Here is a 23,735-nt window from a genome sequence, read left to right as displayed (position 1 = left end):
CGAAGATCGGCGCTGCTTGGACAAATCGTCTGGCCGAGTCGTCTGGCCAATCGTCTGGACGAATCGTTTGGACAGAACTCCGCATCTCAGCACGCCCGGGAGGAGCACCGATGTACCAGACTTGGATGCGGTTCTTCAGCCCCGGCCCCGCTCATCACCGCCTCGGTCTGGTCTGCCTCGGCGTGGGCCTCCAGCACGGCGCGCTGCCCACGGTCGGCCCGCGCGCCCTCGATCACCACGTGGCCGTCGTGATCAGCGCGGGCCGTGGCTGGTACCGGGGCGCCGACGGCCGCCGTACGACCGTCATCGCGCCCGCGCTGCTCTGGCTCACCCCCGGCGTGACCCACCACTACGCGCCCGATCCGGACACCGGCTGGGACGAGGGCTTCGTCGACTTCGCCGGGCCCGCCACCACGACGTACACCGAGCTGGGCTACATCGAACCCGAGCGGCCCGTCGTCCCGCTCTCCGACGCCGCCGGGCCCCGGGCGGTGGTCGCCCGCATCGCCCGCGCCGCCCGCCGCGGCAACCCGCTGCTGGAGGTGGAGACCGGCGCCGCCGTGCACGAACTCCTCGTCGCCCTGCGTCGCGCCCGCGCCGACCTCGCCCCGGACGGCGACCAGGTGCTCCAGGCACTCGCGCGGGACGCCTGCACGCCGATGAGCGTCGCCGACCACGCGCGCGTGCACGGCATGACCGCCGCCGAGCTGCGCAGTGCCGTTCGCCGGGCCGCGGGCTGCAGCCCCAAGGACTACGTGCTCGGCATCCGCCTCGGCCGTGCCAAGGAACTCCTCGCCGCCACCGAACTGCCGGTCGCCGCCGTCGCGCGCCGCGTCGGCTACGAGGACCCCGCGTACTTCTCGCGGCTGTTCACCCGCCGGGTGGGCCTCGCTCCGGTCCGCTTCCGCGCCCAGCAGGGCCGCAGTGTGCCCGGCGGCTGGAGCGACCGCGTACCGGAACCGGACGATCCGCCTATGATCCACTCTCCGGACAGCCCGGAGGGCCGGCCCGGGGAACCCATAGGGTGACCTGCATGACCACCAGCAACACCGGAACCGGTGACGTGGACCCCGGGGTCCGCCAGGAACTGGAGCGGCTGCGCGACAGTATCGACAACATCGACGCGGCCGTCGTACACCTGCTCGCCGAGCGGTTCAAGGCCACCCAGCAGGTCGGCCGGCTGAAGGCCGTGCACCAACTGCCGCCCGCGGACCCGGCCCGCGAGGCCCGCCAGATCGCGCGACTGCGCCGCCTCGCCGAGAACGCCAAGCTCGACCCGGCCTTCGCCGAGAAGTTCCTTAACTTCATCATCGCGGAGGTGATCCGCCACCACGAGCGCATCGCCGAGGACACCGCCAACGGACAGCAGACGGACGACTGACCCCGGCCGGGGACCGGTCGGCGGGCGCGGAGGGTCGGGGCCCGCTGGCGGCACGGGCGGTCAGGAACGAGCCCGGAGCGGACAGGAATGGTCTGGAGTGCGCGGAGACCAGCCCAGCCCGGCCAGGGGGAGTCGGTGGCGGGAGGGCGAGGGGGCAGGCAGGGCAGCCGGGGCGCGGGCGCGGGGTGGAGAGCCGGACATATGTCGTGAACCCGCCCACCCCCTGTGCGCTGTCAGCGCGATCAGGCAGCATGGCCTGCATGTCCGTACTCACGCGCGATGAAGCGCAGCTCCGAGCACAGCTCCTCGACGTCCACCGCTACACGGTCGAACTGGACCTCACGACCGGGGACGAGACCTTCGACTCCCGCACTGTGATCCGGTTCACCGCGCGGTCCGCCGGGGACACGTTCGTGGAGCTGAAGCCCGCCGAGTTGCGCGCCGTCACGCTCGACGGGGACCCCCTCGACCCCGAGTCGCTCGACGACGGCCGGCTGGCGCTGAAGAACCTGTCCGCCGGGGAGCACGAGCTGCGCGTCGACGCGGCCATGCGCTACTCCCGCACCGGGGAGGGCATGCACCGCTTCACCGACCCCAGTGACGGCGAGACGTACGTCTACACCCAGATGTTCATGGACGACGTCCAGCGCGTCTTCGCCGCCTTCGACCAGCCCGACCTCAAGGCCGTCTTCGAGGTCTGCGTGAGGGCGCCCGAGGGCTGGACCGTGCTCGCCAACGGCATCACCGAACAGCGCGCCGACGGCGTCTGGCAGGCCGCGCCCACCCCGCTGATCTCCACCTACCTCGTGGCCGTAGCCGCCGGCCCCTGGCACTCGGTGCGCACCGAGCACCGCGGACTGCCCTTCGGCATCCACTGCCGCCGCTCCCTCGCGCCCCACCTGGAGGCCGACGCCGAGGAGATCCTCGACGTCACACGCGCGTGCTTCGACCGTTACCACGAGAAGTTCGAGGAGCCGTACCCCTTCGACTCCTACGACCAGGCGTTCGTCCCCGAGTTCAACGCGGGCGCCATGGAGAACCCGGGCCTGGTCACCTTCCGCGACGACTTCGTCTACCGCTCCGCCGTCACCGACGCCGAGCGGGAGACCCGCGCCATGGTCATCGCGCACGAGATGGCCCACATGTGGTTCGGCGACCTCGTCACCCTCAAGTGGTGGGACGACATCTGGCTGAACGAGTCCTTCGCCGAGTACATGGGCTACCAGACCACCGCCGAGGCCACCCGCTTCACCGGCCCCTGGACCGAGTTCGGCGTCACCCGCAAGGCCTGGGGCTACGACGCCGACCAGCGGCCCACCACCCACCCGGTCGCCCCCGAGAAGGTCGACGACACGGCCTCCGCGCTGCTCAACTTCGACGGCATCTCCTACGCCAAGGGCGCCTCCGCGCTGCGCCAACTCGCCGCCTGGCTCGGCGAGAAGGACTTCCTCGCCGGTATCAACACCCACTTCGCCCGGCACCGCTTCGGCAACGCCACCCTCGCCGACTTCATCGACTCCCTCGCCTCCGCCACCGAGCGCGACGTGCCCGCCTGGGCCGACAGCTGGCTGCGCACCACCGGCGTGGACCGGCTCACCCCCGTCGTCGCCGTCGCCGACGGAACCTGTGCGCTGACCGTCGACCGCACGGGCAGCCGCCCGCACCGCCTCACCGCCGGCCTGTACGACCACGACGTCGCCGACGAGGGCCGGCTGGTGCTGCGCGAGCGCCTCGACCTCGACGTCCCCCAGACCGCCCCGCAGCCCATCGGCAAGCGCCCCGCGCTGCTCGTGCTCAACGACGGCGACCTCACCTACGCCAAGGTCCGCTTCGACACCGAGTCCTTCGAGACGGTCCGCGCCGGCCTGTCGGGCCTGCCCGACCCGCTCACCCGCGCGGTCGTCTGGAACGCCCTCAGGGACGCCGTACGCGACGGCGAACTGGCGCCCGCCGCCTACCTGGAGACGGCCCGCGCCCACCTCCCGAGGGAGACCGACCTCGCCCTGGTCCAGGGTGTCCTCGCCTTCGCCTCCGGACAGATCGCCGACCAGTACCTCAGGCCCGAGGACCGCCCGGCCGCCCTCGCGACCCTCACCGCGCTCTGCCGCGACCTGCTGCGGCGCACCGAGGACGGCGATCACCCGGGCCTGCGCCTGATCGCGGTACGGCACCTGATCTCCGTGGCCGCCCACCCCGACACCATCGCCGCCTGGCTCGCCGACGGCACGGTGCCCGGCGGGCCGGAACTCGACCCCGAGCTGCGCTGGCGCATCCTCGGCCGGCTCGCCGTGCTCGGCGCCACCGACGAGGCCGCCATCGCCGCCGAGCTGGAGCGCGACCCGAGCGCCACCGGCCAGGAGGGCGCCGCCCGCTGCCGTGCCGCCCTGCCCGACCCCGAGGCCAAGCGGACGGCCTGGGAGGCGATGTTCGCCGGCGACGACCTGTCCAACTACCTCTTCACGGCCACCGCCCAGGGCTTCTGGCAGCCCGAACAGGCCGATCTGGTACGGCAGTACGTGCCGCGCTTCTACTCGGACGCGGTCGCCGTCAGCGCCCGCCGGGGCCCGGCCATCGCGCAGGCGGCCGGCCGCTGGGCCTTCCCCGCCCACGCCGTCGACGCCGAGAACGTGCGCCTCGGCGAGGCCTGTCTGCGCGACGCCGACCCCACCCCCGCCCTGCGCCGCACCCTCGCCGACCGCCTCGACGACCTGGCCCGCGCCCTGCGGGTGCGCGGCGCGCAGACGGAGGAGGCGCAGGCGGCACGGGCGGAGTAGGTCCGCCGGCGCAGGGCGCGGCTGGTACCCGCCGACGATGCCGCGGTCCGGATCGTCCCCCTAGGCTCGAGCTGTCAGGAACGATCAGCCGAGCCTTCGGAGGAACCTTCCGTGATCGTAGTGACCGGCGCAACCGGCAATGTCGGCCGTGCCCTCGTCGACCGTCTCCTCGCCGCGGGCCGGCCCGTGCGGGCGCTCACCCGCGACCCGCAGCGGGCCGCCCTGCCCGCCGGCGCCGAGGTGGTCCGGTTCCGGCCGGACGACCCTGCCGCCCTGTTCGGCGGGGCGACGGCCCTCTTCCTGTACGCACAGGCGGGCACGCCCGACCTCCTCGAGGCCGCCCGCGCCCACGGCGTACGGCACGTCGTGCTGCTCTCCAGCGGCATCGTCCAGGAGGGCGCCGACGAGACCCACCCCATCCACGTCATGCACGCCACCGCGGAACAGCAGATCCGCGCCAGTGGGCTCGACTGGACCTTCCTGCGGCCCAACGCCTTCGCCACCAACGCCCTGCAGTGGGCGCCGCAGATCCGCGCCGGGAACACCGTCCGGGGCGTGTTCGCGGACGGGCTGTCCGCACCCATCCACGAGGACGACATCGCGGCCGTGGCCGAGCGTGTGCTGCTCGACGGCGGACACGAGAACGCCGTGCACCGGCTGACCGGTCCCGCGGCGATCACCAACGCCGGACAGGTCGCGGCGATCGGCGCGGCCGTCGGCAAGGAGCTGACCTTCGTGGAGACCGACCCCCGCGAGGCCGGCCCCGAGCTGTTCCCGCACGTCCCGCCGCACATGCTCGAACGGCTCCTGCAGACCTTCGAGGAGACGGTGGGCGTACCGCCGGAGATCACCGACACGGTGGAGAAGCTGACCGGCGTTCCGGCCCGCACGTTCGCCCAGTGGGCGCGGGACCACGCGGAGGACTTCGGCGGAAAGGCCTGAGCACGTTCTTCCGCCGTACCCACTTTCGGGTTCCGATCGTTGAGCTTTCGGGACACACAGGGCGCTTCCGGTACAAGCTGAAAGCCCGAGGTCCCGTAAAGCCGGAAGCCAGGGTCGGTCCATGAGCGGAGGGACAGTCGATGAGCGATCAAGAACCTCTGCGCACGCCGCCCCTCGCCTCGGGCCCGCACGGCCCGGCCGCCCTGCGCCCCCTCCTCGGCACCGTCCTCGACGCGCTCGCGGCCGGCGCCCGGGCGCGGGGCGGGCCGTTGCCCGGCGGGGGACCGCAGGCCGTCGCCGCCCGTGTCGCCGACGTGCTCGGGGACGTGCTTCCCGACCACGGCGACCCCGCCGCCCTGCGCGCCCTCGTGCACGCCCTCGCGGAGGGCGCCGCCGACCCCGCCGACCCGCTGTGCGCGGCCCATCTGCACTGTCCGCCGCTCGCCGTGGCCACCGCCGCCGACCTCGCCGTGAGCGCCCTCAATCCCTCCCTGGACTCCTGGGACCAGGCCCCGGCCGCCTCCGCCCTGGAAGCCGCCGTCACCCGCGCCCTCGCCCACACCGCCGGGCTCGCCGACGCCCTCATGACCACCGGCGGCACCGAGTCCAACCAACTCGCCCTGCTGCTCGCCCGCGAGGCACACGGCGGCAGTGTGCAGGTGATCTGCGGGGCCAACGCCCACCACTCGCTGCCGCGCGCCGCCTGGCTCCTCGGCCTGCCCGACCCGGTCGTCGTCCCGGCGGCCGGCGGCACCCTCGACGTCGCCGCGCTCGACGAGGCCCTCACCACGCTCTCCGGCCCGCTGCTGGTCGCCGCCACCGCCGGCACCACCGACGCCGGCCTGATCGACCCGCTGCCCGAGATCGCCGGCCTGTGCGCCGCGCACGGCGCCCGCCTGCACATCGACGCGGCCTACGGCGGCGGCCTGCTCCTCAGCGACCGGCACCGGGAGAAACTCGCCGGTCTGGAAGCCGCCCACACCGTCACCCTCGACCTGCACAAGCTGGGCTGGCAGCCGGTCGCCGCCGGCCTCCTCGCCGTCGCCCGCCCCGCCGAACTCGCCGTCCTCCACCAGCGCGCCGACTACCTCAACGCCGACGACGACACCGAGGCCGGACTCCCCGACCTGCTCGACCGCTCCCTGCGCACCACCCGCCGCCCGGACGTCCTCAAGATCGCGGCCACCCTGAAGACCCTCGGCCGCACCGGACTGGGCGCACTCATCGACCAAGTCTGCGCCCACGCGAGCGGGTTCGCCGCACTGGTCGAGGAGCACCCCGGCTTCGAGCTGTACGACCAGCCCGTGATCAGCACCGTCCTGTTCCGGCCCACGGACGCCGCCGACGCCGCCGTGGCCGCCGTACGCCGCAGGCTGCTGCACGACGGCCGGGCCGTCCTCGGGCGCGCCCGGCTCGACGGCCGCCTCTGGCTCAAGGCCACCCTGCTCAACCCCCACACCCGGCCGGACGACCTGGCCCAGCTCCTGAAACTCGTCGAAGAAGGCACCCTCGCATGACCAACCCCCCACGCCACGAGCCCACGTCCCCCCGCGACCTGGTCGGCATCGGCATCGGTCCGTGCAACCTCTCGCTGGCCGCCCTCGCCCACCCGCTCGCCGAACTCGACGCCGTCTTCTACGAACAGCGCCCCGGCTTCGACTGGCACCCCGGTCTGCTCATCGAGGGCGCCACCATCCAGGTGCCGTTCCTGGCCGACCTGGTGACCCTCGCCGACCCGACCAGCCCATGGAGCTTCCTGAACTACCTCAGGACCCGCGAGCGGCTCTTCCCCTTCTACTTCGCCGAGCGCTTCCACATCCAGCGCGCCGAGTACGACGCCTACTGCCGCTGGGTCGCACAGAGCCTGCCCGGGCTGCACTTCCGCCACCAGGTCGACGCCGTGCGCTGGAACCCCGAACGGGACGCGTTCGAGGTCGACTTCACCCAGCTCGACGCCGAGGGCGAGGCCGAAGCCCTGGGCCGTACCTACACGCGCAATGTCGTCCTGGGCGTCGGCACCGCGCCCTATGTGCCCACTCCGCTCAGGCCGCTGGTGGACGCCCCCGGCGTGCCGGTCGTCCACGCCGCCGACTACCTGGACCACCGCTCCGACATCCTCGCCGCCGGGCACGTCACCGTCGTCGGCTCCGGACAGTCCGGTGCCGAGGTCTTCCTCGACCTGCTCCGGCACCGCCCCGCCGGACGGGAGAAGCTGCACTGGATCGGCCGCAGCGAGGCGTTCGCGCCGATGGAGTACTCCAAGCTGGGCCTGGAGCACTTCACCCCCGACTACACCCGCTACTTCCACGCCCTCGCCGAGCCCGTCCGGGACCGGCTGGTCGCCGCCCAGTGGCAGCTCCACAAGGGCATTGACGCCGGCACCCTCGCCACCATCCACGACGAGCTGTACCGGCGCACCCTGGACGGCGGCTGGCCCGACACCGTCCTCACCCCGGGCGTCCGGGTCCGCACGGCGGGCCGCGTCGCCAACTCCAAGATCGAGCTGCACCTGGAACACCTCCAGCAGGACAGCCGCTCCCGGCTGACGACCGACGCCGTCGTCCTCGCCACCGGCTACCGCGAACGCCCGCTCGGCCGCCTCCTCGCCGGGCTCGACCCCTACCTCCGCCGCGACAGCAGCGATCGCCTGCGCATCGACGAGGACTTCCGGCTCGTCCTCGACCCGTCCGTGACCGGCTCGGTGTACGTCCAGAACGCCGAACTGCACACCCACGGCGTGGGCGCGCCCGACCTCGGCCTCACCGCCTGGCGCAGCGCCACCATCCTCAACTCGCTCACCGGAAAGGAGCCGTACCCGCCGGCCCCCCGAACGGCCTTCACCACCTTCGGCCTCCAGGAGGACCGGCACCGAGTGCCACAGTCCCGGCACGGGCAGCACCTCACTCCCCTGATCGAGGGAAGGTGACCGCACGGGTGGAATTCGCTCATCGGAGCGAGTGGTCGCACAATTCAACACTTGTCAATGACCCTTTACTCAAAGGTTGTTGAGTGGTCATGTGGGGCCGATTCTCTACCCACGGGTAAGGCCTAGGCTCGACGTATGCGCCGAGCAAAGATCGTCTGTACTCTGGGGCCCGCCACCGACTCGTACGACCAGATCAAGGCACTGGTCGACGCTGGAATGGACGTGGCCCGGTTCAATCTCAGCCACGGCACCCACGCCGAACACGAGGAGCGCTACCGGCGAGTGCGCAAGGCGGCCGACGAAACCGGTCGCAGCGTCGGCATTCTCGCCGACCTTCAAGGCCCGAAGATCCGGCTCGGCCGTTTCGCCGAAGGGCCGGTACTCCTTGAACGCGGCGACACCTTCACCATCACCGTCGAGGAGGGCGTCGAGGGCGACCGCCACCAGTGCGGCACCACCTACGCCGGCCTCGCCGCCGACATCACCCCCGGCGAGCGCGTCCTCGTCGACGACGGCAACGTCTGCCTGGAGGTCACCGCCGTCGACGGCCCGCGCGTCCACACCCTCGTGGTCGAGGGCGGCGTGATCTCCGACCACAAGGGCCTGAACCTCCCCGGCGTCGCCGTCTCCGTCCCCGCCCTGTCCGAGAAGGACGAGGAGGACCTGCGCTGGGCGCTGCGCACCGGCTTCGACGTCATCGCGCTCTCCTTCGTCCGCAGCGGCGACGACGCCAAGGGCGTGCACCGGATCATGGCCGAGGAGGGCCGCCGCCTCCCGGTGATCGCCAAGGTCGAGAAGCCGCAGGCCGTGGCCAACCTCGACGACATCGTCGCCGCCTTCGACGGACTCATGGTCGCGCGCGGCGACCTGGGCGTGGAGATGCCCCTGGAGCAGGTGCCGATCGTGCAGAAGCGCGCGGTCAAGCTCGCCAAGCGCAACGCCAAGCCGGTCATCGTCGCCACCCAGATGCTCGACTCCATGGTCGACAACTCCCGGCCCACCCGCGCCGAGGCCTCCGACGTGGCCAACGCGGTCCTCGACGGCACCGACGCGGTGATGCTCTCCGGCGAGACCAGCGTCGGCAAGTACCCGGTCGAGACCGTGCGCACCATGGCGAAGATCGTCGCGGCGGCTGAGGAGGACATGCTCGCCAAGGGCCTGCCCCCGCTGACCGAGCGGAACAAGCCGCGCACCCAGGGCGGCGCGGTCGCCCGCGCGGCCGCCGAGATGGGCGACTTCCTGGGCGCCAAGTTCCTCGTGGCCTTCACCCAGTCGGGCGACACCGCCCGCCGTCTCTCCCGCTACCGCTCCCCGATCCCCCTCCTGGCCTTCACCCCCGAACCGGCCACCCGCTCCCAGCTCAGCCTCACCTGGGGCGCCGAGACCTTCCTCGGCCCGCACGTCGACTCCACCGACGCCATGGTCGACCAGGTGGACGAACTGCTGCTCAAGTACGGCCGCTGCGAGAAGGGCGACGTGGTGGTGATCACGGCCGGCTCCCCGCCCGGCGTCTCCGGCTCGACCAACATGGTCCGGGTGCATCACATCGGGGAGGACGACAGCCCGAAGGCATGAGAAGAGAGCCTGAAGGCATGAAAAAGAGCCCCTCATCCTGAGGGGCCCACCGGAAGCCTGACCTTGGAATCCAAGGAAAAGTGCCCCGGGTCGGACTCGAACCGACACTGTACGGGTTTTGAATCCGTTGCCTGCTGCCAATTGGGCTACCGGGGCTCGCAGAATCCAAGGTTTCCCCCGACCCTCCGCGCGTCCACCATACCGTAGCTAGGTAGGCTCTTGTCAGCAGTACCCCTGCCCTGAACGAGGAGCCCCCGTGACCGCCGAGTCGCCCCAGCCCGTAGACGCGCCCGACGACGACAAGTCGCACGTGCCTCCGCTGACGACCCGTGTCGTCATCGCCGAGGACGAGGCCCTGATCCGGCTCGACCTCAAGGAGATGCTGGAGGAGGAGGGGTACACCGTCGTCGGCGAGGCCGGGGACGGTGAGCAGGCCGTGGAGCTGGCCCGTGAGCACCGGCCGGACCTGGTCATCCTGGACGTGAAGATGCCGAAGCTCGACGGCATCTCCGCGGCCGAGAAGATCGCCGAGGAGTCCATCGCGCCGGTGCTGATGCTCACCGCCTTCTCGCAGCGCGACCTCGTCGAGCGCGCCCGGGACGCCGGCGCCATGGCCTACCTGGTCAAGCCGTTCAGCAAGAGCGATGTCGTCCCGGCCATCGAGATGGCCGTCTCGCGCTTCACCGAGCTGAAGCAGCTGGAGCAGGAGGTCGCCGACCTCACCCAGCGCCTGGAGACCCGCAAGCTGGTCGACCGCGCGAAGTCGATCCTCCAGACGGAGTACGGCCTGACCGAACCGGCCGCGTTCCGCTGGATCCAGAAGACCTCCATGGACCGGCGGATGTCGATGCAGCAGGTCGCCGAGGCGGTCATCACGGACAACCAGGAGAAGAAGGCGGCCAAGAAGGGCTGACCTGTACGGCAAAGGCCCGTGCCCCGGAGAAGGGGGCGCGGGCCTTTGCCGTCGTACGGGTCAGTCCTCGCCCAGATAGGCCTTGCGGACGGACTCGTCGTGCAGCAGGTCCTGCCCCGTGCCGGACAGGACGATGTTGCCGATCTCCATGACATGGCCCTGGTCGGCGAGCGAGAGCGCCGCCTGGGCGTTCTGCTCGACCAGCAGGATCGTCGTGCCCTGGGACTTCAGCTCGGCGATCGTCGCCATGATCTTCTGCATCATGATCGGCGACAGGCCCATCGACGGCTCGTCCAGCATGAGCAGCTTCGGCTGGGACATCAGGGCGCGCCCCATCGCCAGCATCTGCTGCTCACCGCCGGAGAGGGTGCCCGCGGCCTGCTTGCGCCGCTCGCCGAGGATGGGGAAGAGGTCGTAGGCGCGCTGGATGTCCTTCTCGATGCCGGGTTTGTCGCTGCGCAGGAACGCGCCGAGGCGCAGATTGTCCTCGATGGTCATGCGCGGGAAGATGTGCCGCCCCTCGGGGGAGTGGGCGAGGCCCAGGGAGACCACCTGGTGGGCCGGGACCTTCTTCAGCGACTTGCCGTTGAACCGGATCTGTCCGCCGACCGGCTTCAGCAGGCCGGAGAGCGTGCGCAGGGTGGTGGTCTTGCCGGCGCCGTTGGTGCCGATGAGGGTGACCACCTGACCGGCCTCGACCTTGAAGGAGATGCCCTTGACGGCTTCGATCTTGCCGTAGGCGACCCTCAGGTCCTCCACTTCGAGCAGTGCGGTCATCGGTCGTTCTCCTTGCCGGGCGCGGCGTCGGTCGTGGTCTCGGCGTCCGCCTCAACAGACTCGGCAGACTCGGCTGCCTCACCGGCCTCGGCGTTGGCCTCGGCGGCCTCCACCTCGGCCACCTCTTCGTCGCCGGGCGCGTTCTCGAAGGGCTCGCCGAGGTAGGCCGCGATGACGCGTTCGTCGCCCTGGACGGTGGCGCTGTCGCCCTCGACCAGTTTCTCGCCCTGCACCAGGACGGCCACGCGGTCGCAGAGGTTGAAGATGAAGCGCATGTCGTGCTCGATGACGAGGACGGCGATTCCCTTGTCCCGGATGGCGAAGACCAGTTCCTCGGTGGCCCGGGTCTCCTGCGGGTTCATGCCGGCCGTCGGTTCGTCGAGCAGCAGCAGACCGGGCTCGCTGGCGAGCGCGCGGGCGATCTCCAGCTTGCGCTGCTCGCCGTAGGGGAGGTTGCGGGCGAGGTGCTCGGCCTTCTTCTCCAGGCCCACGAACTCCAGGAGTTCCATGGCGCGTTCGCGGGAGGCCTGCTCGGCGCGGTGGAATCCGGGGCCGCGCAGCAGCGCGGACCACAGGCCTTCCTTGGTGCGGGTGTGCCGGCCGACGAGGACGTTCTCCAGGACCGTCATGTTCGCGAACAGCCGGATGTTCTGGAAGGTGCGGGCGATGCCGGCCGCGGTGACCTTGAAGGACTGCGGCGGCAGTACCTGGCCCTTGTAGCGGACCTCGCCCTCGGTGGGCACGTACAGGCCGGTCAGGCAGTTGAAGAAGGTCGTCTTGCCGGCGCCGTTGGGGCCGATCAGACCGACGATCTCGCCGCTGTGGACGGTGAAGTCGACGTTGCGTACGGCGGTGAGGCCACCGAAGCGCATGGTCACGCCGCGGGCGTCGAGCACGACCTCGCCGGGCGCGGAGGCGCCGGGGACGGCGTCCGTGGTGGTGGTGTCGGTAGTCATCGTGGTCAGGCCCCTGCCTTGGTGAGGACGGCGGGTGCTTCGGCTTCTTCGTGGAATTCGAGCTGGCGGCGCCGGTTGGGGATGAGACCCTCCGGACGGAAGCGCATCAGCAGGATCAGGGTGACGCCGAAGGCGAAGAGCTGGTAGTCGCCCAGGAACTGCAGCTTGGCCGGGATCAGGTACAGCAGGGACGCGCCGACCAGCGGACCGGCGATGGTGCCCATGCCGCCGAGGACCACCGCGGCCAGCAGGAAGGCCGAGTTGGGCGGTACGGCGTAGGCGAACTGGTACTGCTCCGGGGTCACGGTGTAGGTGACGTGGCCCTGGACGGAGCCGGAGAGACCGGCCAGGCAGGCGCCCAGCGCGAAGGCGATGAGTTTGACCCGGAAGCCGTTGATGCCCATGGCGAGCGCCGCGGTCTCGTCCTCGCGGATGGCGATCCAGGCGCGGCCGATGCGGGAGTCGCTGCTGCGCCGGAACACCACGACCACGATGAGCGTGATGATCAGCATGAGCAGCAGGTAGTTGGCGAACCGGCCGATGGTGGTGCCCAGGATCTGGTGCTCCTGGCCGAAGTCGAAGCCGAGGATGTTCAGGTTCGGGATCGAGGAGATGCCGTTGGAGCCGTTGGTGACGTCGGGGCCCGAGGTGCCGTCCATGTTGAGGACGGTGATGCGGAAGATCTCACCGAAGCCGAGGGTGACGATGGCCAGGTAGTCGCCGCGCAGTCGCAGGGTCGGGGCGCCGATGATGACGCCGAAGATCATGGCGACGACCGCGCCGAGCAGCGCCGCGGCCCAGAACGGCCACTGCACGTGCAGCGGTGAGGACGGCGAGCCGGAGACCAGGGCGGCGGTGTAGGCGCCGACGCCGAGGAAGGCGACGTAACCGAGGTCGAGGAGGCCGGCGAGGCCGACGACGATGTTCAGGCCCAGCGCGACGGTCGCGAAGATCAGGATGTAGACGCCGATCGTCGCGTACTGGTCGTTGGACTGGGTGAAGGGGAAGGCCGCGGCGGCGACGAAGGCGCCGATCATGGTGACGGTGCGGTGCTTCGCGGTGATCGCCGAGACCCGGGCCACGAGCCCGGCCTTGGAGAGGGCGGCGAAGCCGAAGCCGGCGGTGATGAGGAAGCCGATGAACAGCTCGTCGTACGGTGTGCTGACGCCGTAGCTGAAGACCCACAGGCCCACGGCCATGGCCGCGACGATGACGAGGATCTCGGCGTAGGCCGGCAGTGTGCGCGCCGGCTCCGGGGCCTTGGCGACGAAGGCCGCCTTGAAGATGTTCCATTTCTGCCGGGAGTTGTGGCGGAACAGGTCCCAGCCGCGGTCGTCCGGGTCGGCGAGGTCCGGCTCCGGCCGCTCGAACGGCAGGGCCAGCGCGCCGAGCAGGGCGGCCAGGGTGGCGACGGCCACGACGAAGCCGCCGGGCTCCAGGTTCACCAGGCCGCCGAGCTCGTCGCTGATGGCGATGACGGTGTACCAGGCGGTGGCGAAGGTACCGAGCGCGGTCAGCTTCAGGGCCGCGTCGGCACTTCCGGGCGTCAGCCACCCGAGGCCTTTGACGCCGTAGGAGGCGAGGCCGAACAGGGTGGTGAGGATGCCTCCGATCAGCACCAGGACCTGCAGGCCGCCCGGGTAGCCGTAGACGGTGAGGTCACCGGGGAAGTCGGCGGTCCAGGTCCAGGAGAGGAACGTGGAGACGATCGCGAGGGCGCCGCCGCCGGTGGCGAGGGCCCTGCCGAGCGGGGCCGGCAGACCGATGAGGCCGGATGGGGCGGCGGGGGGTGCGCTCGGGGTGTCGGGCGTCTCGGGGGTCTCGGATGCGGTGGTCTGTGTGGTCATCGGTGTCACGCCCTGTCCGCGACGCGTTCGCCGAGCAGGCCCTGCGGCCTGAACAGCAGTACGAGGATGAGGAGTACGAAGGCCCAGACGTCTGCCCAGGACTGGCTGCCGAACTTGTCCATGCCGGGGATGTCCGCGATGTAGGCGGTGGACAGGGCCTCGGCCACACCGAGGACGAGACCGCCGAGCATGGCGCCGTAGATGTTTCCGATGCCGCCGAGGACGGCCGCGGTGAAGGCCTTCAGACCGAGGAGGAAGCCCATCTTGAAGTCGATCTGGCCGTACTTGAGGCCGTAGGCGACGCCTCCGACGGCCGCGAAGGCGGCGCCGAGGGCGAACGCGATCACGATGATCCGGTCGGTGTTGACACCCATCAGCTTCGCGGTGTCCGGATCCTGGGCGGTGGCCTGCATGCCACGGCCGGTTCGGGTGCGCATCACGAAGTAGGCGAGGAAGGCCATGCTGAGCGGGGCCGCGATCACCAGGAAGATGTCACCGGTCTGGATCGTGACGTTGCCGATGTCGAAGGGCCCGCCCGGAATCGTCGGGAAGGTGCGGGCGGACTTCGCCTGGGGGTACCAGGCCCACACCGCCTGCTGCAGGGCCAGGGAGAGGCCGATCGCGGTGATGAGGGGGGCGAGACGGGGGGCGGTGCGCAGGGGGCGGTAGGCGAACCGTTCCGCTCCGACGGCGACCAGGACGGCGACCAGGACCGCGCCCACCAGCATGAGGGGCAGGGCGACCCACATCGAGGTGCCGTCCGGCAGTATGTACGCGTAGACCGTGAGCGCGCCGAAGGCGCCGGTCATGAAGATCTCGCCGTGGGCGAAGTTGATGAGCTGGACGATGCCATAGACCATCGTGTAGCCGATGGCGACCAGCCCGTACATGGATCCCAGTAGCAGGCCGTTGACCAGCTGCTGCGGCAGTTCGTTCACCGCATGTCCTCCGAGAGGTTCGGAAAGCTTCGACGGATGGGGCCGGATGCGAGGACGCGCGGGGCGCCAGTGGAACAGCGCCCCGCGCGGCTCTGTGGATGCGGGTGTGGGTCAGCTGCTGGGGGTGTAGGTGCCGGACTGGGCAGCCTTCCAGGCGCCGCCGTCGACCTTGTAGACGGTGAGCTGCTTGTTGGTCGCGTCACCGAACTCGTCGAAGGAGACCTTGCCGGTCACACCGTCGAAGGAGACGTTCTGCATCGCGGCGGTGACCTTCGCGCGGGCGTCGGACGGCAGCTTGCCGCCGTTGTCGTCGACGACCTTCTTCACGGCCTCGATGATCGACCAGGCCGAGTCGTAGGAGTAGCCGCCGTAGGCCGCGTAGTCCTCCTTGTAGCCCCCCGCCTTGTAGTCGGCGACGAACTGCTTGGCGGAGGCCAGGGTCTCGACCGGGGCGCCGACCGAGGTGGCGAGGTCGCCGGTGGCGGCGCTGCCCGCGAGCTTGATGAAGGTGGGGTCGTAGATACCGTCACCGCCGACCAGCGGGACGTTGGCGCCCGCCGACTTGATCTGCTTGCTGAGCGGACCGGCCTGCGGGTACTCGCCGCCGTAGTAGACCACGTCGGCGCCCGAGGACTTCACCTTGGTGGCGACCGCGGAGTAGTCCTTGGTGTCGGGGTTGATGTGCTCGGTGCCGACGATCTTGCCGCCGAGCTTCTTGAACTCGTCGGTGAAGGTGGCGGCGAGGCCGGCGCCGTAGGTCTTCTTGTCGTCGATGACGAAGACCTTGGTCTTCTTGGCCGTGTTGTAGACGTACTGGGCGGCGAAGGGGCCCTGGATGGCGTCCGTGGTCGCCGTGCGGAAGTACGACTTGTACGGACGCGACTTCGACGTCTGCCAGTTGGTGCCCTGGGTCAGGGCGGGGTTGGTGTTGGCCGGCGAGACCTCGACCAGCTTGGCGTCGTCGAAGACCTTCTGCATCGACTGGGCCACGGACGAGTTCAGCGGGCCGACCACGCCGAGGACGCTGTTGTCGCCGACGAACGCGGTGGCGTTCGACTGGCCCGAGGAGGGCTGCGCCTGGTCGTCCTTGGCCTCGATCTTGAAGGTGACGCCCTTGACGTAGTTCTTCTTGTTGGCGGTGTTGACCGCGAGGTCCACCGAGTTCTTGATGCCCAGGCCCAGCGCGGACAGGTCGCCGGTCAGCGGGGCGTCGACGCCGATGGTGACGGTGGTGCCACCGCCCTTGCCGGAGTCCGAGCCCTTTCCGCCGCTGTCGCGCGAACCGCAGGCCGTGAGGGTGAGTGCTCCCGCTGCCAGCGCGGCGGTGATGGCGATGAGCGAACGTTGACGCACGATCAGTCCTTTCCCCAGGACGACCGTTCCCCCCTGGAAACGGTCGAGCCGCGCGCCTGCCCGAATTGACGAGCCCAAGAGGCGATCCGAGGGCGCGGTGACTGGCCGTGACTCTAAGCGCGTGCGGGGAACGTGGAGGAGGGTCTGACCAAGGCTGTGACGCTCTTGTTATGACACGACGTAATGCAGAGCGGTGCGCGGTGGGGGATAGGGCGGAATTACGGCCGATTCGCGCCGTCCGCAATGTGAGAACCCGCAGGACTCACCATGATCAATTCAGGCGTCTCAAGGGTTTTGGTGATGACGTGGCACTGTTGCTGCAGGCGACTTTCAAAGCCTGGGAGAGGTGTTGCGCGTAGCGCGGACCGAGGATGTAGCTCTGTATCTGCATTGCGCGCGTATTACGCAGAGTTACATTCAGGAAAGGAAGTCCGGCGTCCACAGGTAGTTTTCCGCACCGTGTCACGTGCATGGTTATCGTGATCTTGCGGTCGTAACCTGCCTTTGTCCGGAACGGCGTTCGCGGGTCCGTCACCAGCGAAAGTCCCGCGTAAGGCTGGCTCACCCGGGCCACCGTGACCGGCGGCCCCGACTCCACGCTCAGTAGCACAGCGAAGCTGAAACTGCGGGGCGGGGCGCCCGCCGGAGTCGCCCGGCCGCCCACATATTCCACCACCACCGCCTGGGCGGGGTAGGGCGCCGGGGGTGGTGGCGGCTTCTGTGGCCGGGTGACGTAGAGATAGCCGCCGGCGGCCAAAAGGACGGCCGTCGCGGTGAACGCGAGGGCGGCGCGCCGGTGGCGGACGCAACGGGTTGCCAGGACCGAGCGAATCCGGCGTCCAAGAGCGGGAGTCGGGGCTGCCGGGTGCCGGGCGTCCCACGCATGTGTGCCCTCGCCGGGCTCCACGGGACCGATGCCGCTCATTGCCAGGGGCTTTCGGTCGGAGCGCCATGGCGATAGCGCTCGGCGCAGGCCGCGCGCGCCTGACGGTCGATCAACTTGTCTGCGGACGCGTCGCCTTGTCGCCCCCTCACGGCGCGCGCCGCTTCCACGACGTCCCGCAGGATCTCGTACTCCCCGTTGGACAAACCCATCGACTGGTAGTCGCCGTAGGTGCCGCCGTCGAGCACCTCGCGGGACCAGTGCGTGACGAGGCGGGTGCACAGGTCGGCGGCGGAGGTCTTCGAAGGAGAGGGGGAGGAGGTCTCCGAGGGGGAGGAGCGGGCAGCTGCTCCCGGGGCGGCGGGCCCGTCGCACGCCGCCGTCCACAGAAGTGCCGGCAGCACCGGCCCGAGCACCAGGAACCTCACCCCCAGCCGGGGGTCCCCTCGCCGTCCCATGAGCAGAAGCTAAGGGGAGGGGCGGCGGGGGGCAACGGTCCGGTGCCGGCTGTTCGGCCGGCGGGGGCAGTGGACCGGTGCCGGCCGGTCAGTACGCGCCTGGGCAGCGGTCCCGTGGGAGCCGGTCAGTCCGCCGTGGGCGGTACCTGCGCCGCGTCGCCCGGCCGGGCCTCCCGCAGCAGGCAGGTCAGCCGGGCGCTGCACACCCGGCGGCCCTCCTCGTCGCTGATCACGATCTCGTACGTCGCCGTCGAACGGCCCCGGTGCACCGGCGTGGCCACACCCGTCACCAGTCCCGAGCGGGCCCCGCGGTGGTGCGTGCAGTTCAGGTCCACGCCGACCGCGATCTTCGAGCTGCCGCCGTGCAGCATGGAGCCGACCGAGCCGAGCGTCTCCGCCAGCACCGCGGAGGCGCCGCCGTGCAGCAGGCCGTACGGCTGGGTGTTGCCCTCCACCGGCATGGTCCCGACGACCCGCTCCGCCGAGGCCTCCAGGATCTGCACACCCATCCGTGTGCCCAGATGCCCGGCCGAGAACAGGGCGGGCAGGTCGACACCGAGCGCGGCGTACTCGTCGATGACCTCCTGCGGGAATCTCACCTGCTGCTGCTCGCCCATGGGCCCGGCTCCGTTCGTCGTACAGCTGGCTGCTGCGGCTGTCTGCTGGCTGAGCAAACGCTCAGTCGGTCGCCGATTGTTCCAGACGGGCCTCCGCCTGCGCGGTGTGACCTTCGAGACGTACGACCACGGACTTGCTGGCCGGGGTGTTGCTGGTGTCGGCGGTCGCGTCGAGCGGGACCAGGACGTTCGTCTCCGGGTAGTACGCCGCCGCGCAGCCCCGGGTCGTCGGGTAGTGCACGATGCGGAAACCGGGCGCCCGCCGCTCCACGCCGTCCTTCCACTCGCTCACCAGGTCGACGTACGACCCCTCGGCGAACCCGAGCGCCCGCGCGTCCTCGGGGTGCACCAGCACCACCCGGCGGCCGCCCGTGATGCCCCGGTAGCGGTCGTCCAGGCCGTAGATCGTGGTGTTGTACTGGTCGTGCGAGCGCAGGGTCTGCAGCAGCAGCCGGCCCTCGGGCAGTTCGGGGTACTCCACCGGCGCCGCCGTGAAGTTGGCCTTGCCGGTGGCGGTCGGGAAGCGGCGCTCGTCGCGCGGGGCGTGCGGCAGGGCGAAGCCGCCCGGCCGGGCCACGCGCGCGTTGAAGTCCTGGAAGCCGGGGACCACGCGCGCGATGCGGTCACGGATCGTGGCGTAGTCCTTCTCGAACTCCTCCCACGGCACGACGCTGCTCTCGCCGAGCACGCGGCGCGCGAGGCCGCAGATGATCGCGGGCTCGGACCTCAGCCGCGGGCTCGCCGGCGCCAGCCGCCCGCGCGAGGCGTGCACCATGCCCATCGAGTCCTCGACGGTCACGAACTGCTCGCCGCTCGCCTGCAGGTCCCGCTCGGTGCGGCCCAGCGTGGGCAGGATCAGCGCCCGCGCGCCCGTGACGGCGTGCGAGCGGTTGAGCTTGGTCGACACGTGCACCGTCAGCCGCGCCCGGCGCATCGCGGCCTCGGTGACCTCGGTGTCGGGGGAGGCGGAGACGAAGTTGCCGCCCATGGCGAAGAACACCTTCGCCTCGCCGTCGCGCAGCGCGCGGATGGCCCGTACGACGTCGAAGCCGTGCTCGCGCGGCGATGCGAACCCGAACTCCTTCTCCAGCGCGTCCAGGAAGGCGGGCGCGGGCCGCTCGAAGATGCCCATCGTGCGGTCGCCCTGGACGTTGCTGTGTCCGCGCACCGGGCACACGCCCGCGCCCGGCCGGCCGATGTTGCCGCGCAGCAGCAGGAAGTTGACCACCTCGCGGATGGTCGGGACGGCGTGCTTGTGCTGGGTGAGGCCCATGGCCCAGCAGACGATGGTGCGCTTCGAGGCGAGCGCCATGCCGAGGGCCTGCTCGATCTCCGCGCGCGTGAGGCCCGTCGCCTTCAGGGTCTCGTCCCAGTCGGCGGCGCGCGCGACCTCGGCGAACTCCTCGAAGCCGTGGGTGTGCTCACGGACGAAGTCCTCGTCGACCGCGCCCTCCGTCTCCAGGATGAGCTTGTTGAGGAGGCGGAAGAGGGCCTGGTCGCCGCCGATGCGGATCTGCAGGAACAGATCGGTGAGGGCGGCGCCCTTCAGCAGGCCCTGCGGGGTCTGCGGGTTCTTGAACCGCTCCAGGCCGGCCTCGGGCAGCGGATTGACGCTGATGATCCTCGCGCCGTTCGCCTTGGCCTTCTCCAGGGCGGAGAGCATGCGCGGATGGTTCGTCCCCGGGTTCTGCCCCGCGACGATGATCAGGTCGGCCTTGTGGAGGTCCTCCAGCAGGACGCTGCCCTTGCCGATGCCGATGGTCTCGCTGAGCGCCGACCCGGACGACTCGTGGCACATGTTGGAGCAGTCCGGGAGGTTGTTCGTGCCCAACTCGCGGGCGAAGAGCTGGTACAGGAACGCGGCCTCGTTGCTGGTGCGGCCCGAGGTGTAGAAGACGGCCTCGTCGGGGGAGGAGAGGGCGGTGATCTCCTCGGCGACGATGTCGAAGGCGCGCTCCCAGCCGACCGGCTCGTAGTGCGTGCCGCCCTCGGCGAGATACATGGGGTGTGTCAGCCGGCCCTGCTGCCCCAGCCAGTACCCGCTCCTCGTCGCCAGGTCGGCCACGGAGTGCGCGGCGAAGAACTCCGGGGTGACCCGGCGCAGGGTGGCCTCCTCGGCCACCGCCTTCGCGCCGTTCTCGCAGAACTCCGCCTTGTGCCGGTGCTCGGGCTCCGGCCAGGCGCAGCCCGGGCAGTCGAAGCCGTCCTTCTGGTTCACCCGCAGCAGGGTCAGCGCCGTGCGCCGCACGCCCATCTGCTGCTGGGCGATGCGCAGCGTGTGCCCGATGGCGGGCAGCCCCGCCGCCGCGTGCTTCGGCTCCGCGACCTGCGGCGCGTCCTGAACCGGATCACCCTTGGGCGGCTTCGTCGCCATCGCACGCTCCCCTTCGACTGCGTGTGAGAAGTACGGTGCCGATCCTCCCACGGGCCACCGACAACCGTCCCCGAGGGCATACGAGAACACCGGCACTCCCGGTGACCGAGGGCAACCCTGCGCAGCCCTCCACTCGGTCCCGGACCGGAGTGTCAGTGCGGCGTGGCAGGATCGGGGACGTGGCAGAGACAGCATCGAAGAAGACCGACCAGACCCCCGGCGGTACCCGTCCCCGGCTGATGCTCATGGACGGGCACTCGCTGGCCTACCGCGCGTTCTTCGCGCTGCCCGCGGAGAACTTCACGACCGCGACCGGCCAGCCGACGAACGCGATCTACGGCTTCGCGTCGATGCTGGCCAACACCCTGCGTGACGAGGCACCCACGCACTTCGCCGTGGCCTTCGACGTCTCGCGCAAGACCTGGCGCTCCGAGCGGTTCACCGAGTACAAGGCGAACCGCTCCAAGACCCCGGACGAGTTCAAGGGCCAGGTGGAGCTGATCGGCGAGCTCCTCGACGCGATGCAAGCGCCCCGCTTCGCCGTGGAGGGGTATGAGGCGGACGACGTCATCGCCACCCTCGCCACCCAGGCCGAGGCCGAGGGCTTCGAGGTGCTGATCGTCACGGGCGACCGCGACTCCTTCCAGCTGGTCACCGACCACATCACCGTGCTCTACCCGACCAAGGGCGTCTCGGAGCTGACCCGGTTCACCCCGGAGAAGGTTTTCGAGAAGTACGGTTTGACGCCCGCCCAGTACCCGGACTTCGCGGCCCTGCGCGGCGACCCGTCCGACAACCTCCCCGGCATCCCCGGCGTCGGCGAGAAGACCGCGGCGAAGTGGATCAACCAGTTCGGTTCGTTCGCGGAGCTGGTCGAGCGGGTCGACGAGGTCAAGGGCAAGGCCGGGCAGAACCTCCGCGACCACCTGGAGTCGGTCAAGCTCAACCGCGTCCTCACCGAGCTGGAGCGGGAGGTCGAGCTGCCCAAGGCGGTCGCCGACCTGGAGCGGGCCGCGTACGACCGCAAGGCCGTCACGATGGTCCTGGACACCCTGGAGATCCGCAACCCGTCCCTGCGCGAGCGTCTCTTCGCCGTCGACCCCGGCGCCGAGGAGGCCGAGGTCACGCCGATCACCACCGACGGCGTGGAGCTGGACGGCAAGATCCTGCGCACCGGCGAGCTGGCCCCCTGGCTCGCCGAGCACGGCGCCGAGACCCTGGGCGTCGCCACCGTCGACACCTGGGCGCTGGGCACCGGCTCGGTCGCCGAGATCGCCCTGGCGGCGGCCGGGGGAGCGGCGGCCTGGTTCGACCCGGCCGAGCTGGACGAGGCCGACGAGAACGCGTTCGCGGCCTGGCTGGCCGACGCCGGCCGCTCCAAGGTGTTCCACAACGCCAAGGGCGCCATGCGCGTCCTCGCCGAGCACGGCTGGTCCGTCGAGGGCGTGACCATGGACACCGCGCTCGCCGCCTACCTGGTCAAGCCGGGCCGTCGCTCCTTCGACCTGGACGCGCTGTCCCTGGAGTATCTGCACCGCGAGCTGGCGCCCGCCGCCGCGGCCGACGGCCAGCTCGCCTTCGGCGCGGACGACGGCGCCGAGGCCGAGGCCCTGATGATCCAGGCCCGCGCGGTCCTCGACCTCGGTGAGGCCTTCGGCACCCGCCTGGAGGAGGTCGGCGCGGCCGACCTCCTGCGCGACATGGAGCTGCCCACCTCCGCCCTGCTCGCCCGCATGGAGCGCCACGGCATCGCGGCGGACCGCGCGCACCTGGAGGCGATGGAGCAGACGTTCGCGGGCGCCGTGCAGCAGGCCGTGAAGGAGGCGCACGCGGCCGCCGGCCACGAGTTCAACCTGGGCTCGCCCAAGCAGCTCCAGGAGGTCCTCTTCGGCGAGCTGGCCCTGCCGAAGACGAAGAAGACCAAGACCGGCTACACCACGGACGCCGACGCGCTGGCCTGGCTCGCCGCCCAGACCGACAACGAACTGCCGGTGATCATGCTCCGCCACCGCGAGCAGGCGAAGCTGCGGGTCACGGTCGAGGGCCTGATCAAGACGATCGCGGGCGACGGCCGTATCCACACCACGTTCAACCAGACGGTGGCCGCGACCGGCCGCCTGTCCTCCACGGACCCGAACCTCCAGAACATCCCGGTCCGCACCGACGAGGGCAGGGCGATCCGCCGCGGCTTCGTGGTCGGCGAGGGCTTCGAGTCCCTGATGACCGCCGACTACAGCCAGATCGAGCTGCGCGTGATGGCCCACCTCTCCGAGGACGAGGGCCTGATCCGGGCGTTCACCTCCGGCGAGGACCTGCACACCACGGCCGCCTCCCAGGTGTTCGGCGTCGAGCCGACCGCGGTGGACGCGGAGATGCGCCGCAAGATCAAGGCGATGTCGTACGGCCTGGCCTACGGCCTCTCCGCCTTCGGCCTCTCCCAGCAGCTGAACATCGAGGCGGCCGAGGCGCGCGCCCTGATGGACGCCTACTTCGAGCGCTTCGGCGGCGTCCGGGACTACCTCCGCCGGGCGGTCGACGAGGCGCGGGCGACGGGCTACACGGCGACCCTCTTCGGCCGCCGCCGCTACCTCCCCGACCTCAACAGCGACAACCGTCAGCGCCGGGAGGCCGCCGAGCGCATGGCCCTCAACGCACCCATCCAGGGCACGGCCGCCGACATCGTCAAGATCGCCATGCTGAAGGTGGACAGCGCCCTGCGGGCAGCGGACCTGAAGTCCCGCATGCTCCTGCAGGTCCACGACGAAATCGTCCTGGAGATCGCCCCCGGCGAGCGCGCGGCGGCCGAGCGGATCGTCCGCCACGAGATGTCCAACGCCGTCGACCTCCGAGCCCCGCTGGACGTCTCGGTCGGCGTCGGCCCGGACTGGGAGTCGGCAGCGCACTAGCCTGCGGCGCCCGGGCGGAGGGGCATCAGCCTGCGCCGCCCGGGCGGAGGGGGGGCGTTGCAGCCAAGACCCGGCCGCAACGCCCCCTCCGCCACCGCAACGGCGCCCAGCCCCA

General features: G+C 70.8%; 18 protein-coding genes and 1 tRNA gene. 9 read left to right on the top strand and 10 right to left on the bottom strand.

The window, feature by feature from the left end; all coding sequences use genetic code 11:
• Window positions 1–110 precede the first annotated feature (110 nt).
• The 7 genes from ACFYOH_RS05095 to pyk all read left to right on the top strand — a co-directional run bounded on the left by ACFYOH_RS05095 (window position 111) and on the right by pyk (window position 9,598).
• Window positions 111–1,028: a helix-turn-helix domain-containing protein gene (locus ACFYOH_RS05095; RefSeq protein WP_388621317.1), complete on the top strand. Its 918-nt coding sequence runs from the start codon at window positions 111–113 to the stop codon at window positions 1,026–1,028.
• A 5-nt stretch (window positions 1,029–1,033) separates the two neighbouring features.
• Entirely contained in the window at window positions 1,034–1,381 is a 348-nt protein-coding gene (locus ACFYOH_RS05090; RefSeq protein WP_388621315.1) for a chorismate mutase, read from the top strand.
• 260 nt (window positions 1,382–1,641) lie between these two features.
• Complete coding sequence (pepN, locus tag ACFYOH_RS05085) at window positions 1,642–4,155, top strand: aminopeptidase N (RefSeq protein WP_388621313.1); 2,514 nt, start codon at window positions 1,642–1,644, stop codon at window positions 4,153–4,155.
• 111 nt (window positions 4,156–4,266) lie between these two features.
• Entirely contained in the window at window positions 4,267–5,097 is an 831-nt protein-coding gene (locus ACFYOH_RS05080) for an NAD(P)H-binding protein (protein WP_388621311.1), read from the top strand.
• 140 nt (window positions 5,098–5,237) lie between these two features.
• A complete protein-coding gene (locus ACFYOH_RS05075; RefSeq protein ID WP_388621309.1) occupies window positions 5,238–6,614 on the top strand; it encodes a pyridoxal phosphate-dependent decarboxylase family protein in 1,377 nt (458 codons plus the stop codon).
• Complete coding sequence (locus ACFYOH_RS05070) at window positions 6,611–8,023, top strand: lysine N(6)-hydroxylase/L-ornithine N(5)-oxygenase family protein (RefSeq protein WP_388621308.1); 1,413 nt, start codon at window positions 6,611–6,613, stop codon at window positions 8,021–8,023. Before ACFYOH_RS05075 ends, ACFYOH_RS05070 begins: the two co-directional genes overlap by 4 nt.
• 135 nt (window positions 8,024–8,158) lie before the next feature.
• On the top strand, window positions 8,159–9,598 hold the full coding sequence (gene pyk, locus ACFYOH_RS05065) for a pyruvate kinase (RefSeq protein WP_388621306.1): 1,440 nt from the start codon (window positions 8,159–8,161) through the stop codon (window positions 9,596–9,598).
• A gap of 81 nt (window positions 9,599–9,679) precedes the next feature.
• On the opposite strand, the gene ACFYOH_RS05060 is transcribed toward pyk, so the two are convergent.
• Window positions 9,680–9,754: transfer RNA gene (locus ACFYOH_RS05060), tRNA-Leu, on the bottom strand.
• A gap of 100 nt (window positions 9,755–9,854) precedes the next feature.
• Between ACFYOH_RS05060 and ACFYOH_RS05055 the strand changes: the two genes are divergently transcribed.
• Window positions 9,855–10,511, top strand: coding sequence for an ANTAR domain-containing response regulator (locus tag ACFYOH_RS05055; RefSeq protein ID WP_388621305.1), 657 nt, complete (start codon window positions 9,855–9,857; stop codon window positions 10,509–10,511).
• A 60-nt stretch (window positions 10,512–10,571) separates the two neighbouring features.
• Here ACFYOH_RS05055 and ACFYOH_RS05050 read toward each other — a convergent pair whose 3' ends face one another.
• The 9 genes from ACFYOH_RS05050 to ACFYOH_RS05010 form a co-directional block, all read right to left on the bottom strand.
• Window positions 10,572–11,288 (bottom strand): ABC transporter ATP-binding protein, encoded by a 717-nt coding sequence (locus ACFYOH_RS05050; RefSeq protein ID WP_388621304.1) that lies wholly within the window; start codon window positions 11,286–11,288, stop codon window positions 10,572–10,574.
• Window positions 11,285–12,244 (bottom strand): ABC transporter ATP-binding protein, encoded by a 960-nt coding sequence (locus tag ACFYOH_RS05045; RefSeq protein WP_388621303.1) that lies wholly within the window; start codon window positions 12,242–12,244, stop codon window positions 11,285–11,287. The genes ACFYOH_RS05050 and ACFYOH_RS05045 overlap by 4 nt, the downstream gene beginning before the upstream one ends.
• A gap of 5 nt (window positions 12,245–12,249) precedes the next feature.
• Window positions 12,250–14,091: a branched-chain amino acid ABC transporter permease gene (locus ACFYOH_RS05040; RefSeq protein ID WP_388621301.1), complete on the bottom strand. Its 1,842-nt coding sequence runs from the start codon at window positions 14,089–14,091 to the stop codon at window positions 12,250–12,252.
• Window positions 14,092–14,096: 5 nt separating this feature from the next.
• On the bottom strand, window positions 14,097–15,029 hold the full coding sequence (locus ACFYOH_RS05035) for a branched-chain amino acid ABC transporter permease (protein ID WP_388621299.1): 933 nt from the start codon (window positions 15,027–15,029) through the stop codon (window positions 14,097–14,099).
• A 111-nt stretch (window positions 15,030–15,140) separates the two neighbouring features.
• Window positions 15,141–16,382 (bottom strand): branched-chain amino acid ABC transporter substrate-binding protein, encoded by a 1,242-nt coding sequence (locus tag ACFYOH_RS05030; protein ID WP_388621298.1) that lies wholly within the window; start codon window positions 16,380–16,382, stop codon window positions 15,141–15,143.
• A 271-nt stretch (window positions 16,383–16,653) separates the two neighbouring features.
• A complete protein-coding gene (locus tag ACFYOH_RS05025) occupies window positions 16,654–17,307 on the bottom strand; it encodes a Tat pathway signal sequence domain protein (protein WP_388621296.1) in 654 nt (217 codons plus the stop codon).
• Entirely contained in the window at window positions 17,304–17,723 is a 420-nt protein-coding gene (locus ACFYOH_RS05020; RefSeq protein WP_388621295.1) for a hypothetical protein, read from the bottom strand. Before ACFYOH_RS05020 ends, ACFYOH_RS05025 begins: the two co-directional genes overlap by 4 nt.
• 125 nt (window positions 17,724–17,848) lie before the next feature.
• Entirely contained in the window at window positions 17,849–18,340 is a 492-nt protein-coding gene (locus ACFYOH_RS05015) for a PaaI family thioesterase (protein ID WP_388621294.1), read from the bottom strand.
• Window positions 18,341–18,401: 61 nt separating this feature from the next.
• On the bottom strand, window positions 18,402–20,714 hold the full coding sequence (locus tag ACFYOH_RS05010; RefSeq protein WP_388621292.1) for an FdhF/YdeP family oxidoreductase: 2,313 nt from the start codon (window positions 20,712–20,714) through the stop codon (window positions 18,402–18,404).
• Between the two features lie 179 nt (window positions 20,715–20,893).
• Here ACFYOH_RS05010 and polA point away from each other — a divergent pair, with 179 nt between their 5' ends.
• The gene (gene polA, locus ACFYOH_RS05005; RefSeq protein ID WP_388621291.1) at window positions 20,894–23,620 is read left to right on the top strand and encodes a DNA polymerase I; all 2,727 of its coding nucleotides are present in this window, start codon (window positions 20,894–20,896) and stop codon (window positions 23,618–23,620) included.
• Window positions 23,621–23,735 lie beyond the last annotated feature (115 nt).

Origin of the sequence: Streptomyces sp. NPDC007856 (assembly GCF_042868225.1) — a bacterium.
Taxonomy (GTDB): domain Bacteria; phylum Actinomycetota; class Actinomycetes; order Streptomycetales; family Streptomycetaceae; genus Streptomyces.
Note: the sequence above shows the minus strand (reverse complement) of the source record. Positions and strands in the feature narration are given on the sequence as shown.

Excerpts from the sequence above, each read along its gene's own strand:
- pepN (WP_388621313.1), top strand. The coding sequence starts at position 1,642 with ATGTCCGTACTCACGCGCGATGAAGCGCAGCTCCGAGCACAGCTCCTC.
- ACFYOH_RS05070 (WP_388621308.1), top strand. The coding sequence starts at position 6,611 with ATGACCAACCCCCCACGCCACGAGCCCACGTCCCCCCGCGACCTGGTC.
- ACFYOH_RS05010 (WP_388621292.1), bottom strand. The coding sequence starts at position 20,714 with ATGGCGACGAAGCCGCCCAAGGGTGATCCGGTTCAGGACGCGCCGCAG.
- ACFYOH_RS05020 (WP_388621295.1), bottom strand. The coding sequence starts at position 17,723 with ATGGGACGGCGAGGGGACCCCCGGCTGGGGGTGAGGTTCCTGGTGCTC.
- pyk (WP_388621306.1), top strand. The coding sequence starts at position 8,159 with ATGCGCCGAGCAAAGATCGTCTGTACTCTGGGGCCCGCCACCGACTCG.
- ACFYOH_RS05050 (WP_388621304.1), bottom strand. The coding sequence starts at position 11,288 with ATGACCGCACTGCTCGAAGTGGAGGACCTGAGGGTCGCCTACGGCAAG.
- ACFYOH_RS05045 (WP_388621303.1), bottom strand. The coding sequence starts at position 12,244 with ATGACTACCGACACCACCACCACGGACGCCGTCCCCGGCGCCTCCGCG.
- ACFYOH_RS05090 (WP_388621315.1), top strand. The coding sequence starts at position 1,034 with ATGACCACCAGCAACACCGGAACCGGTGACGTGGACCCCGGGGTCCGC.
- ACFYOH_RS05040 (WP_388621301.1), bottom strand. The coding sequence starts at position 14,091 with ATGACCACACAGACCACCGCATCCGAGACCCCCGAGACGCCCGACACC.
- ACFYOH_RS05075 (WP_388621309.1), top strand. The coding sequence starts at position 5,238 with ATGAGCGATCAAGAACCTCTGCGCACGCCGCCCCTCGCCTCGGGCCCG.
- ACFYOH_RS05095 (WP_388621317.1), top strand. The coding sequence starts at position 111 with ATGTACCAGACTTGGATGCGGTTCTTCAGCCCCGGCCCCGCTCATCAC.
- ACFYOH_RS05015 (WP_388621294.1), bottom strand. The coding sequence starts at position 18,340 with ATGGGCGAGCAGCAGCAGGTGAGATTCCCGCAGGAGGTCATCGACGAG.
- ACFYOH_RS05025 (WP_388621296.1), bottom strand. The coding sequence starts at position 17,307 with ATGAGCGGCATCGGTCCCGTGGAGCCCGGCGAGGGCACACATGCGTGG.